The organism is Mucilaginibacter sp. P4_G9, assembly GCF_056400985.1.
Window position 1 is genome coordinate 1 of record NZ_JBFUKF010000115.1, and the last position, 14721, is coordinate 14721.

The window sequence follows — 14721 nt, forward strand, 5'->3', positions numbered from 1 at the left end:
CCAATACCGCTGAATGCCACGGGGGGTACAACAATTCATCTCGTAGTAAAGGCGCAGGACAGTGTCACTATCCGTACCTATTCCATACTGGTAAACAGGAATGGCTCAAATATAGCGACGCTGAGTTCTATAAAAACCACACCATCAGGCGCGCTGGTGGCCACAACAGGCAGCAGTTCGGTAAACTACCAAACTTCAGTAGCCGCAGGTACCGGCAGTATAGTTATAACACCAACGGCGACCGATGCCAGCGCTGTCATCACCATAGAAGGCAGCAGGGTACTTAGCGGCTCGGCAAGTGCCCCGATACCGCTGAATGCCGCGGGGGGTACAACAATTCATATCGTAGCAAAGGCGCAGGACAGTGTTACTATCCGTACCTATTCCATACTGGTAAACAGGAATGGCTCAAATATAGCGACGCTGAGTTCTATAAAAACCACACCATCAGGCGTGCTGGTGACCACAACAGGCAGCAGTTCGGTAAACTACCAAACTTCAGTAGCCGCAGGTACCGGCAGTATAGTTATAACGCCAAAGGCGACCGATGCCAGCGCTGTCATCACCATAGAAGGCAGCCKGGTACTTAGTGGTTCGGCATCTGCACGAATACCGCTGAATGCCACGGGGGGTACAACAATTCATATCGTAGTAAAGGCGCAGGACAGTGTCACTATCCGTACCTATTCCATACTGGTAAACAAAAGTTTTGTAATTTTAAGCGAAACAAGTAATGTTGATAATGATGAGGTTGGTATCGCCAAAAAATCAAATAACATCACCAATTCCGATGATATTATAGTTCACCAGGCAGTATCACCAAACGGCGACGGGATTAATGATTACTTTGCGATTGACGGGATAGAGAACCACGCTGATAACCACCTATTAATCATGAACTCGGGCGGCTCACTGGTGTACGATGTAAAAGGTTATGGAAATAACGGCAACTTTTTTGATGGGCACTCCAACAAAACTAATACTATGCAAAAACCAGGAACTTATTATTATTCGCTGGAATACAGTGATGGGCACCAAACAAAACGCAAAACAGGATATATTATACTTAAATATTAATAGTGAAAGAAATTACATTGCGCGAATTGACATTCATGTTTAGTAAAAAAACAATTATAAAATTAAGCTTAAGTCTGCTGCCGGTATTAATTACCTGCAGCAGCGTTTTTGCCCAGCAACAGATTTATAGCTACAGTCAATACGCTGATAATCTTACAGCAATAAACCCCGCTTATTCAATGCTTGATAAAGCCGGTTCGGTGAGCGTACTGGGACGTAAGCAGTTTATCGGAATAGATGGAGCGCCAAGCAGCGTGATGTTTAATGCCAATTTTCCTGTTGAATCAATTAATGGTGCAGCAGGGGTTTATGTATTGAATGATCAGGCCGCAGTTGAGCACCAAATAGAATTTAATGCGTTTTTTGCTAAGGGAATACAGTTAACACAAACCAACTACCTCGCTGTTGCTTTAAATGTGGGGGTGCGCAACTATGTTGGTAATTATTCTCAGCTGGATGCATCAGATCCGCAGTTTAGGAATGATGTGCGCGAAACAAAACCCAATATAGGCTTTGGAGTAATGTTATATGGCGCTAATTACTACCTCGGCCTTTCGGTACCTGAGTTTACTATCCGTAGTTTGGGTACAGCATCCGAGCAGCAGGCCAACTACCTGCGCACGCACTATCACTTTTCAGGGGCGTACCTGGCCGATATAAGTGATGATGTAAGGTTTAAACCTGCAACTCTGGTTTCCTATGTAAACGGATCGCCGGTTATTGCGAATGTGTCAGGTACTTTCTACCTGAAAGAGCAACTGGGTATTGGCCTAAACTATCGTACCGATAAAAAAGCGGCGGCTATGTTGTCCATAATTGGCAAATCATTTAGAATAGGGTATAGCTACCAGTTTGGCACATCGTCAAATAACCTGGGCGGTGTAAATATTACCACGCATGAGGTAGGTATAAGTTACAGGTTTGGAAATGTAACTGAAAGTAAGTTATTATGAAAAAAATATAGTCAAAGTAGAAATAACGAAAGCAAATTAATAACATGCAAAAATGGCAAAGTGACTAAGCTTTGCCATAATTTACCATCGCTTTTGAATTAACCCAGGCCGAACCGCAGCACATGCTTTCCCTGTGTTTTTCAGTAAAAAGGATCATTGGAAAGTGGAAATAAAGTATAGTCTCTATTTACCACTAATCTTAAAGTCTGAACTTAGTTTTTCATCAGCAGAGTTACTACCCAAAATCAGCTTATAATCACCCGGATAAAGTTTCCAGTTATGCTTTGTTAAATCCCATTTCTGTAGTTCCTTTACCGCGATCTTTATGGTAACCATTTGCTCATTTCCTTTTGTAATGGTAACCCTTTTAAAGCCTTTAAGCTCTTTTAATGGCATTCTGTCGAGGTTTGGATACTTGATATAAGCCTGCACAACCTCATCGGCATCCATGTTACCTGTATTTTTAACCTTAATGGTTATACTGATGGTATCTTTCGCGGCATATTGTTTTTGCAGTGCCGAAGCAGTTTCATAACTGAAAGTAGTATAGCTTAAGCCGAAACCAAAAGGATATTGAACGGAGCCACTAAAGTAGCGGTATGTACGCCCTTTCATGCTATAGTTCTCATATTTAGGGAGATCATTAACCGAATTATAAAAAGTAAGCGGTAAATGACCAGACGGGCTGATCTTTCCAAAAACAATATCAGCCAGCGCGTTTCCGCCTTGTTCGCCGGGGTACCAGGCAAATATGATAGCATCAGCATATGGTGCTATGGCAGATACATCCACATCGCTACCGGCAGTAATTACAGCAATGATAGGTTTTTTAACACCTTTGCGTAAGGCTTTCATAAAGGCTATTTCGCTGGCTGGCAGGCTCAGGTTCTTTTTATCACCACCAGATTCGGAAAGGAAGGCATCTCCGGCTTCGCCTTCCAATACGGGCGATAAACCCAATACGGCTATGGTTACATCGGCATTGCCGGCACCCCAGATACCGCCAAAATGGGTGGTATCACGATAATCGCAACCAAGGTCATATTCCACGCGTGTGGCGGCGTCAACCGCGCCGGTTATGCCCTCTACAAAGGTTACTACTTTACTGCTTACACCGTGGTAACTGCCTATCATAGCATCCAAAGCGGCAGCGTTAGGACCTAATACCATAAAACTGGAGTATTGGCCCTGCTTGAATGGCAATATGTTATTGTCGTTTTTTAACAACACCATGCTCTGCTGTGCTACTTTACGGGCCAGGGCTATATGCTGCGCATTATGGATGCTATCTACACCGTAGGTTTTATAAGGGGCAGCTCCGCCTTCATCAAAAAAGCCTAACTTAAATTGGGTTTTTAAGATACGGGACAGCGCTACGTCAACCTCTTTTTCTGTAAGCAGTTTTTGTTGTACAGCTTTAACAAGATCTCCCTGAAAAACTGATGAACAATCCAGGTCGATACCAGCTTTTATACCGGCGGCTGCTGTTTCAACAGCTGTAGGTATGGTTTTATGAGTTAAAAAAACATCATCCAGGGCACCACAGTCAGTTACTACATGGCCTTTAAAACCCCATTCGTTTCTTAGAATACCGGTAACCAGGTTTTTGTTAACCGAGTTGGGCACACCGTTTATGCTGTTATAAGCTGTCATTACCGATTCAACCCCCGAATTAACCAAAGCATGGAATGCATACAGGTAGGTTTCACGCATGTCTTTTTCGTCCACAATTGCATCAAACGAATCGCGGGTAGCTTCGGGGCCGCTATGTGCTGCGAAGTGCTTGGCAGTAGCCGATGCTTTCAGATAACGGGTATCGTTTCCCTGCATTCCCTGTACAAATGCCGAGCCAATATGTGCAGTCAGGAATGGGTCTTCGCCATAAGTTTCCTGTCCGCGGCCCCATCTTGGATCACGGAAGATATTAATGTTAGGTGTCCAGAAGGTGAGGCCCATGTATTGTAAATGGCGATCCATTGCTGTGGATACGTTATATTTTGCCCTGGCCTCGGTTGATATTACATTTGAAACCGAATCTATCAGGCTTTCGTTAAAAGTTGCCGCCATACCTATGGCCTGCGGAAATATGGTGGCCTCACCGGCACGGGCAACACCATGTAAACCTTCGTTCCACCAGTTGTAGGCAGGGATGCTCAAACGGGGAACGGCCTTGCTGCGATACCCTAACAAGGACACTTTTTCTTCTAAGGTTAGCTTGGCTATCAAATCCTTTACCCTTAGTTCAATCGATTGCGAGGCGTCTTTGTAGATAGCAGTTTTTTGCGCGGTAGCCGGCAAAGCCGTCAATAAAAAAGCGCTGCTTAATAAGCAGGCAGCGCCCTTTTTTATCAACTTTTGTGTTATAAAATTCATTATTCGTGGATGTTTTATATAGATTTATGTAGATATATAGTAAGATTATTTAGTTTGGGGCAAGATACCAGCTTTTTTTATTTTGGCAATGATACCACCCGCTACTTCTTTACCTTGTTGGTTCCCTTTTTCGATACTTTCCATATAATGGATGCCTCCGTAAAAGCGAGACATCGATRCCTCGGCTGCTGCCTCGCGAAATGATTTAAAATCGCGCTGGCTGCTGCCGAAGGGAATTTCGGTATTATCCGTATAGGCAAAGTTATCACCCAGTAAATAGGTAAGTAGCTCAGCCGACGCATTGGAAATTACCGCATGGCCGCTGGTGAACTCCGGGAAGGGGGGCGTTTGTAAAACAGGCTGCCATTTTACATCCATATACCGGTTAATATAGGTTTCGGGGCGGATGCGGTTACTGGAGAATTTTTCCTCCCAGCAGCTGATAAAAGCATCCATGAGTGTTAGTCCCTCTAAAGCAGTTACCATTATGGAGTGGTCAAAATCAAGATGTGCCTGTTTGGTAACCAGTCCTGTTATATGCATCCAATGCCCGCCCGGACTGATCTTTTTATAACCAATAGCCATGTGGCCCGAAGTAGTGATGGCGAAAGGGTTGCAATCCCAAAACAAGGCAATATTAATTTGTTCGGTAGTGAGGTGTTTCGAGATTCCATAAACGGCCTTAACCTGTTTATAAAATGCCGATGTGGTATCCTTACTAAATGGAATTAAAGGTGCCGGCTTATACTGGTTGGCCGAATCAATCACCATGGTACGTATGGTACGCCAGTTTGGCTCAACTGCTTCAAAATATCCCGGGGGGGTTGGGTACCATTTACTTTCATCTTTTATAGGGGTATATCTTTTTAGAGCGCTTAATTTACTGTAGTTATCTGATTTTGAAAAACCTACCGCAATTTTTGATGCTGTTTCTGCTACTTTAACAGAATTATCAATGATACTTTGATCAACCTTGGTTTTTTGAAGTAACTGGATAAACGCGTCCTCATCATCCTTAAGCATAAAGCCCGATGGCAGCATAAGCTTAGCCGTTTCAAGGATGCTGTAATAGGCAGCTATTTTATAGTCGTATTTGGTATGGATGGTATCTAAACTGTTATTAGGCTTATAGTCCTTTACAAATTTTTGCAGTTGGGGTATGGTTTTATTGTTGGCGGCAACAATGTTGTAAGCACCCAGCATGGTATAAGCATAGTAGCGCGCAGCAACCGGTGGACTAACCACATCATGCACCATCACCATGGTTACAGCATTCACTGCATGATCCGGTTGTAAATAATCCGGGTAATCATTAGCGGTGTTTTGTGCATAAGCCTGCCTGGTTATTATAGCACAAAATATAATAAGCGATATTTTTAAGTAATTCATTATTCTTTATAAAATTGAAGCGGACCGTCGCTCACGCCTATCAGTAAATATGGTATATTCTTGATATTGATCTCCACCGCCGATTTTACATCGCCCATAACCGAAAGCCCGGATGTTGGCTGATCTACATAAGTAAAACCTCCCTTGCCATCGCCTTTTAACAGGCACCCGTAATTTGCATCAATACTGCCAATCTTGAGTCGATTATCGGAGTGATTACCTAACAAAAGAACATCGGTATGTCCGTCATGGTCAAAGTCGCCGGTTATTACCTGGCTTACAGGGGCAAACTGTGCTTCTATTGGTAAAGGTGCAGGTGTAAACTTGCCATTATTGTTGATGAAAAGCGTTGTTTGTATATTGTTAATGCTCAGCTTCCCGGCTTTGGCAAGATCATCGGTGCTAAAAATTTCATTGATGGAGGCATCAGCATACATTTTGTAGGAGCTAAACTTCCTGCGCATCGGGTAAATCTGCTCGTTCAGTTCGTCCCGGCTTACAAAAGGATAGCTTTTACCCTGGATATAGAAGTTAAAGAAAGGATCGATAGAACCATTATTGTCCAAATCGGTAAAGTACATTTCGGCAGGTTCCTTATCACTTGCGCGGATCTGGGTGTTTAAGCCCAGGTTTCCTGCAATCAAATCGGTTTTACCATCACCGTTTACATCGGCAAAGGCAATTTTATTCCAAAATCCTTTTTGAGGCGTGTCAAAATAATCGCTGGTTTTATCTTTAAAGCCATCCTTGTCATTTATCAAAACAGTGACCGGCATATATTCACCACATACTACCAAATCTTTGCGGCTATCATTATTAAGGTCTATCCATTGTGCATCGGTAACCATTCCAATTTTATTAAATGGGATAGCGGCCGCTGTGAATTTCCCCTTACCATCATTTACCAGCAGGTAGCTTTGCGGTGCCGCCGGATATTGACCCGGAATTACCCTRCCACCTACAAACAGGTCGATATCGCCATCACCATCAAAATCGCAGGGCTTTACAACCGATTTACTGTTGGCATTAAGTACCGGTAAGGCGGTAGGAGAGAGTACAAAGCGGCCATTGCCTTCGTTGATATAAAGTTCGTCCTGCAGATCGGCAGTATTGGGATCATATAACGAATAACCACCTTTTGCTATGTACAGATCTGGTTTACCATCGCCATTGGCATCAAAAAATGCAGCTGCAGATGTAGTGCCGATATTGTTGGTAATGCCACGAACGAGATCCTTTGCCAGGTATTTACCTCCTGCCTGTTGCAGAAATATTTTACCCGGACTATCCTTTTCGCCGCTTACAAATAAATCCTCCAATCCATCGCCGTTTACATCGGCTTTTACAATAACCGGGGCTGTTTTGGAGTACATGAACAGCATTAACAGCTGGCGTTTAAAATCATTCAGGGTGATCTCTTCCGGTTTAAAATCAATGATAGGTTCAGCATGCTTAAAAACGGTCTTTTTAACCACAGCAGACTGTGCAGATGATTTTTCTGTTGGCTGATATTTGATGGTAAGCAACTGATCTGCATTAACAACTTTAAGCAACTGCGAGGAATTATCGGGCCAGATGATGCGTACAGAATCAACCTTTTTGGTATCTCCCAAACCAAAATTCAACGTAGTTGATACACATGAAAGGTAACCGCGGTTAGGATTAACTTCCTGGTATTGTATGTTTTTACCTGTGTATACACTTACTTTGGCGCCAATGGCATTGGTGTTTTTACCGGTGCCTTTTAGTTTGATAGCCAGATAGGATGTGTTATTTGCTTCGCGACTGGTGTTTTGGTAAACAGATGCCGGCTGATTGATATTGTTAATCACCAGGTCAAGGTCACCGTCGTTATCCAGATCCACATAAACGGCTCCGTTTGAAATATTTTGTTGGTTAAGGCCCCATTCCACCTGTTTATTGGTAAAGGTAAGGTTGTGGTTGTTCCTGAAAATATAATCGGGTACAGCAGTTGAAGGCATGGCCATTACAAGGTCCATCAGGCGGAATGGTTCGCCTGCCATTGCTTTCTTGATCTTATAATCGCCCCAGTAGCGTAAAAAATCTTTATTGGTATAGTCTCTTAAGTAACCGTTGGTAACAAAAATATCCTTATAGCCATCGTTATCAAAATCGGCAATGAGGGGGCACCAGCTCCAGTCGGTATTTGATACACCTGCAAGTTGTGCGATTTCGCTGAATGTGCCATCGCCATTGTTCAGATGCAGCATATTGCGCATATATTGTTTGTAAAGTCCCTGGTTTTGCATCAACGCAAACGACTCATAGTTTTCTTCTAATTGTAATGATTTTTGCCTGTGGTTATCCTCGGGCAACATATCAAGTGTCATAATATCGGGCAGGCCGTCATTATTAAAATCGGCAATATCAACACCCATCGAAAAGTGCGACATATGCCTTAACATGTCTTTTGATTTTTCGGTAAAAGTACCGTTGTGGTTGTTAACGTACAGGTAATCCGGTTCGTTATAATCGTTTGTTACATAAATATCGGGCCATCCGTCTTTGTTAATATCGGCAATGGCCACGCCCAGCCCAAAGGTGAGCGGATTTTGAACTATTCCGGCTGTTTTTGATACATCGGTAAAATGGCCGTTATCGTTTCTGAACAGTTTATTGCTGGCTAAATCATCAGTTTGATTTTTATAGCGGGCCAGCTCCATGTTATCTATTTTTTTAATGTTATGGTTCAGCAGGAACATATCCAGGTCGCCATCATTATCATAATCAAAAAATACTGCCTGTGTACTGTATCCTGGGTCGGCTAAGCCATAAGCTTTGGCTTCTTCCTTAAATTTGTTATTGCCCTGGTTTATAAATAATTGGTTGCTACGGGTTTCGTTATCAGTTTTGCCAGAGTAGCATACATAAATATCTAACAAGCCATCGCCGTTAACATCGGCCATAGTAACGCCGGTTTTCCATGAATCCCTGCGGCCTCCCAGGTCGGGGCTGGCATCATTAGTAATATCTTTAAACTTCATTTGCCCCATATTCACATATAGTTTATTGGGCTTCATGTTTCCTGTAAATAGCAGGTCGGGCAGGCCATCGTTATTTATATCGCCAACAGCTACACCACCACCATTATAAAAATACTCGTATGATAACACGTTGAGCGATTCGGTCTCGTTGATATCATTACTGAATTTGATATTGGTTTCTTTGCTGTTCAACAGCTTAAATAGAGGTTGCTGGGAGTAGGAGGGAAGTGCAGAAAAACTAAGCACGGCAGTAATTACAGCAGGGAAGCCGATTGCGCGTTTTAAGAAATATAAATTAATCAGGGACATAAATACTTTAATTAAAACTTATGGTTGGGAGCGCACAGTTCTAAAAAGGTTGTTAATCAATATAAAGGTAGTAAAACAAACAGGGAGACAATAATGTCTCCCTGTTTGTTAAGGAAATTAAATTTTATTTATCCCAGTAAATTCTTGAGGTGAAAGTATCACCACCAGAAAGCCTGCCTACTGCTGCAGCCAGATTAGTAGGATTAGTTGAAGGTAAAGTAACCGGGTACGGCATCCTTCTTGGAATATCTGTAGCAAATTGGTTAGGGTAAGTAACTTTGGTTAAAACAGGGAATCCGGATCTTTTCCAGTTATTCCAGTTTTCGTTAAAGTTAAATACAGTTGCAGTTTCTACATAATACTCCATGTTAATTTGCTGTAATGCAGTAGCAGGAACCAAAGGGTGTGTAGCAACATAAGTAGCTATGGCTGCAGCATCAACAGATGTAGTGCCAAACTGACTTAGTGTTTCCATATCAGCCTTAAGCGCATTTGCGTAATGAGTAGCAGCAACACCTGTTGCCCAGCCTCTAAACGCGGCTTCTGCCAGTAATAGTTCGGTTTCGCCGTAAGTTAACAGGAAGTTATAACGGTTACGATCATCGTACACAGCAAATTGAGGGCGCGAGTATTTGCCGTCAGGTGCTGGTGCATCGCCAGAAACAGAAGGATCAGCAGGCGAAGTGCCTGGGTATCCGGGAGCTTTTGAAATATCTGTTGAGCCACCTTTCAGGTCGTAACCATTGGGCATACCTGTTTGCAGCGCGTAGGTGTTAACACCAGCAGCCTTGGTTTCGTTGGCAGCTTTGCCTGTGCCTGCAGAAATTTCGGCTACGGCGCTCACGCGTGGATCAGCGGTGCTCTTCATGTAGTCAATCAGCGTTTTTCCCCATCTTACTTCTCTAAAGTCATCAGTAACCAATAGTGCTGCTGCATCAGAGTTACCGTTACCGTTGGTATAGTCGGCTTTTACTTTTGCATTATCGGCAATGCTTGCCATTGTACCTCCGGCGTATGCTTTTTCGGCATATTTTTGAGCAGTAGCAGCATCAACTTTGGTTAAGCGCATAGCGGCACGAAGCATTAATGAGTAACCCAATTTTTTCCATTGGGCAACATTACCGCTATAGAAAAGATCGCTTGTTGGGCCGGCTTTTGATGCATCTAACGCAGCACATGCTTTATCCAATTGGTCGAGCATGGAAGCATAGATGTCTTTTTGAGTATCAAATACAGGTGTAAATATTCCTGATTTTGCCTGGCCTTCCTGTGAAAAAGGGATATCACCGTAAGCATCGGTAACACGTTCAAGCATTAGTACGCGTAAAATAGTACCGCAGTTATCAAGGTTGCTATAGGCAGCATTTCCCTTAATCAAATTTTTCATTTCATCTATTAAGGTAGTGGCACTATAACCATTGTTCCAGGTACGGGCTTTATAGTCCTGGAAACTACCTGAAGCCACATATTTATCACCGTTACCATAATAATCATAGGTAGATGAAAGCGCCTGCGACCACATACTTTGAAAAAGCAATTGATCATAACCCGTATTTGAAAACTGGATTTGTGCCTGTGCTATTAAAAAGTTTGGATTAAACAAGGCAGCATTTACCTTGGTAGGGTTAACGTTAACCTGATCAAAGTTTTTTGAACAGCCTGCAATAAGCGTAGCCCCCGCAAGCAAACAACTATATATATATCGTTTTTTCATCTTTTGTTATTTTTTAAATTTGAAGTTTAAGTTAAACCCATAAGTCCTAACAGCAGGAACGCTTGTGCCTTCAATACCGGCATAACTAATACCGGGAGCAAAATTTGATTCAGGATCGATATTGTCGGTATGCTTCATGATAGTCCATAAATTTCTGGCCACCAATGAGAAGGTAATTGAACTAAGCGGTGTGTTTGCCAAATAGTTTTTACCAAATGTATAGCCGAAGGTTATCTGGCGAAGCTTAATAAAGCTGCCATCAAGCACGTTTAATGCTGATACACCACGGGCTAATGCCTGGTAATAAGTTTCGGCGGGTACATTTACTGTATTTGCTGCACCAGTTGCAGTAACACCCTGGCCAACTACGCCTGTTTCGCGGCCTGCAAGCGTCATTTTGTTTAAACCACGGAAGATGCTGTAGTAATTAGTTGCAGACAGTACTTTGTTGCCAAAGCGGTAATCAACCAGGAAGCCTAAATTGAAGTTTTTATAAGTAAAATCGTTGTTTAAGCCACCATAAAATTTAGGTATAACACTACCCATTGGGATGCGTGCGGTAGTTGTTGGGATACCGTTTGCATCAAAAATGATTTTGCCACTGGCATCGCGGGCATAATCATTTGCCAATATTTGCGGGCCAGCCATGCCTTTAACAAACGCTGTAGTAGCATTTAACGGGCGGTATGTACCTAAGCCGATATTTGCACCACTTTTATCTGTTTCTAAAACTTCATTTTTTACGTAAGTAAAGTTAAATGAAGGTGACCAGCTAAAGTCGCTTGTTTTAAAAGGAGTACCATGTAACTCAACCTCTATACCTTTATTTTGTACAGAAGCGGTAGCTGCGTAAGCATTTGTGTAGCCTGTTGACCAGTCTATACTACCATTAACAATTTCATTCTTTGTTTTGCGATCGAAATATGCTACATCTACACCTAACCTATCGTTAAAAAACTTCAATTCGGTACCAATTTCAAGCTCTGTTAAAGTGTAAGGCTTTAACATAAGGTTTGCTAATTGCGAACTGAAACCACCAGCGTTTACACCGTTAATAGCGTTATTAACGCTATAATATATCTGGTTAGCATACGGTTCTGCGCCCGCGCTTGTTTTTGCATAGGCAACCCGAAGTTTTCCAAAATCTAAACCGTTAATATGTGCAAGATCAGAGAAAATAAAACTTGCAGAAACAGACGGTGTAAAGATGCCCGGACCCAGATCTTTTCCGATACTGCTATAGTAGTCATAACGGCCGGTTGTACCTATTACTAAGAAATCTTTGATAGCAAAATCAGCTGTGTAGTATGCTGAGTGTACTTCAAGTTTTTTAGGATCAAGATTGCCACTATTCCTGCTTGGCAGGTTTGATAAGTCGTAAAAATATGGGATAATGAAGTTACTACCACCGATAGAAGTACCTGAATAATCATTTTTACGCACGTTACCACCAAACGAAAGATCAAGATTCAAAAGGTCTTTCACGAGGTCATGTTTTGCGCCAAATAACACGTCGGCGTTAAACTCTGTAGTTTGAGAGGTTTGCGTATTCATGTTACCATTACCACCAACATAAGCAGTACCTGTTGGTTCGATATTTAACCTCCTATCGTTAATTTTATCATAACCAATACGGCCCTGAGCGTAAGCCCATGGTGTAATAGCATATCTTGCTGATATAGAAGATATTAAACGCTCTCTTTTGGTGTTGTTTACAAATTTGTAAGCAGCAAAGTAAGGGTTGGTTACATAAATATCATTATTCCATTGTTGTTCACTTCCGTTGGCCAGTGTACCTGGTGATAATATGCTTTGAGCCTCATTAGGCGCAAGGAACTGAACGTTGTTTGGGTTACCAGGACCGTCACTTAAACCAGAACGGTTTTTAGCATCGTCTATAACATAGTTGGCAACCAGGTTTATATCCAGGTTTTTTATAGCAGTTTGTGAGCCGTTAAAGTTAAAGCTTTTCCTGTTTAACCCGCTGTTTGGTGTAATAGCATGGTTATTCATATCAGATAATGATAAACGGAAAGCACCAGATTCACCACCACCTGTTAAAGAAACCGTATTGGTAAAGGTGTTGCCTGTTTTGTAAAACTTGGTGTAATCATCGCTGGTTTTTGAATAAGCATAATTTTTGCCATCAAACTGAATTACCTGTGATCCATCCAATTTTGCACCCCATGCCAAGTTTCCTGAAGATAAGGCACCTGCAGCGTTAGTAGGTTTCAAACCATTTTCGCCCTGGCCATACACTGATTGAAAATCGGTATTATCATAAACCTTGTCCATCTGGTAATTGGTATTATATTCAACACCAAAGCCCGAGTTTTTCTTGCCGGATTTTGTAGTGATCAAAATTACGCCACCTGTTGCACGCGTACCATATAGCGCTGATGCCGACTGACCTTTTAAAACAGTCATTGTTTCGATATCATCAGGGTTGATGTTGGCAATACCGTCGCCATAATCTGCACCTCCCCATTCGCCTGACTGGCCTCTTTGGGTATTATCCATTGGTACGCCATTAATTACAAACAAAGGACCTTGAGAAGTACCTGTGCTGGTTACACCACGTAATAGAATACGTGCTGAAGAACCCGCGCCACCATTTGCACCGCTGATACTTAAACCTGCTACACGGCCTTCTAATGACATGGCAACGTTTGATTCTTTTGCCTTGTCCATTATGTTGCCATTAACTGTAGTAACCGCGTAACCTAATTTTTTCGACTCTTTTTTGATACCCAATGCTGTTACCACTACCTCATTAAGACTTTTGGCAGATATGGTTAACTTAACAGAAAGTTCTGTTTTACCTGCCACAGCTACTTCCTGGGTTTCGTAACCTAAGAACGAGAAGACAAGTATAGCATTATCGGGAGCATTTACCGAGAAATTACCATTGGCATCAGTAATAGTACCTGTAGTAGTTCCTTTAACCCTAACCGAAACACCTGGTGCAGGGGTACCGTTTTCATCAACTACTTTACCACGAATAACCGCGGCGCTTACCGTCTCATTTTTTTGAGAAATAACGATCAGGTTATTTTCCAGCTCGGTGTAGGTAAAATCTGAATTGGCTAATAGTTTGTTAAGCACGGAAGTAACTTCTTCGTTTTCAACGTTCAGGGTTATTTTTTTACCTGAAGGTATTTTACGTTCGCTGAATACAAAGTGATAGTTGGTTTGCTTTTGAATAGCAGAGATAACCTTGCCAAAAGCAACCGACTTTACATTAAACGTGACTTTTTGTTGTGAGTATACTTTGGCCATCGATTRCAGGCTAAAGAACACTGTTAAAATAAATGTCAATTTCATTATTAATATGGACTTAAATAGCCAATAGTTATCTCTTACACCCTTTGGGTGTTTAAAATATTTCATACTTTTACTTAATTAAAGGTGACTTGATTAAATGGCAATGTTCTGTTCGAGAGAACATTGCATGAATAACTAACAGATCTTCATCTTAACGGGGATTACCATTGGTGATTCCCGTTTTTTTTTTGGGTATGTAAAGGTTCCTTTATTTCATAGGCTTGCTTAATTCATTAGTTTGGTTAATAAATATATACGGTTTCATTTTTGTATTTATAGGAAAAATGTTCAATAAGTTGCAACGCGCTTAATGCTTGTGTAATGGTTTCTTTTTCAAAAACCCCGGTAAAATGATAATCTTTTGCAACTGAATTTTTAAATTTCATTTTTATACCATACCAGCGTTCCATTTTGTTGGCTAATTCATTAAAGTCTTCGTCTTTAAAAACAAGCCTGTTATTTACCCATGAGGTTTCAACAACTGTGGTATCATTTGATCGCAGATAAGTAAGATTGGTTAAGGCGTAGCTGGTTTTGGCACTGTCGGGGGTTTGCGCCACTAAATTCCTGTTTATCG

Annotated in this window: 8 protein-coding genes; 2 read left to right on the forward strand and 6 right to left on the reverse strand. The window is 41.8% G+C overall.

The features are described 5' to 3' along the window. Both AC1DPZ_RS12080 and AC1DPZ_RS12085 read left to right on the forward strand, forming a co-directional pair. On the forward strand, nucleotides 1-1077 hold a 1077-nt coding region (locus AC1DPZ_RS12080; RefSeq protein WP_477403590.1), incomplete at its 5' end, for a cadherin-like beta sandwich domain-containing protein. Between the two features lie 2 nt (nucleotides 1078-1079). Then, nucleotides 1080-2030 (forward strand): PorP/SprF family type IX secretion system membrane protein, encoded by a 951-nt coding sequence (locus AC1DPZ_RS12085; protein ID WP_477403592.1) that lies wholly within the window; start codon nucleotides 1080-1082, stop codon nucleotides 2028-2030. Nucleotides 2031-2213: 183 nt separating this feature from the next. Here AC1DPZ_RS12085 and AC1DPZ_RS12090 read toward each other — a convergent pair whose 3' ends face one another. The 6 genes from AC1DPZ_RS12090 to AC1DPZ_RS12115 form a co-directional block, all read right to left on the reverse strand. Then, on the reverse strand, nucleotides 2214-4403 hold the full coding sequence (locus tag AC1DPZ_RS12090; RefSeq protein ID WP_477403594.1) for a glycoside hydrolase family 3 N-terminal domain-containing protein: 2190 nt from the start codon (nucleotides 4401-4403) through the stop codon (nucleotides 2214-2216). 45 nt (nucleotides 4404-4448) lie between these two features. Next, the gene (locus AC1DPZ_RS12095; RefSeq protein WP_477403596.1) at nucleotides 4449-5792 is read right to left on the reverse strand and encodes a vanadium-dependent haloperoxidase; all 1344 of its coding nucleotides are present in this window, start codon (nucleotides 5790-5792) and stop codon (nucleotides 4449-4451) included. Continuing rightward, nucleotides 5792-9106, reverse strand: a complete 3315-nt coding sequence (locus tag AC1DPZ_RS12100) for a VCBS repeat-containing protein (RefSeq protein ID WP_477403598.1) — start codon at nucleotides 9104-9106, stop codon at nucleotides 5792-5794. The genes AC1DPZ_RS12095 and AC1DPZ_RS12100 overlap by 1 nt, the downstream gene beginning before the upstream one ends. A gap of 124 nt (nucleotides 9107-9230) precedes the next feature. Further along, nucleotides 9231-10820: a SusD/RagB family nutrient-binding outer membrane lipoprotein gene (locus tag AC1DPZ_RS12105; RefSeq protein WP_477403600.1), complete on the reverse strand. Its 1590-nt coding sequence runs from the start codon at nucleotides 10818-10820 to the stop codon at nucleotides 9231-9233. A gap of 6 nt (nucleotides 10821-10826) precedes the next feature. Next, nucleotides 10827-14099 (reverse strand): SusC/RagA family TonB-linked outer membrane protein, encoded by a 3273-nt coding sequence (locus AC1DPZ_RS12110; protein ID WP_477403602.1) that lies wholly within the window; start codon nucleotides 14097-14099, stop codon nucleotides 10827-10829. Between the two features lie 287 nt (nucleotides 14100-14386). Next, nucleotides 14387-14721 (reverse strand): FecR domain-containing protein (locus AC1DPZ_RS12115; protein WP_477403604.1); only part of this gene is annotated, 335 nt, incomplete at its 5' end.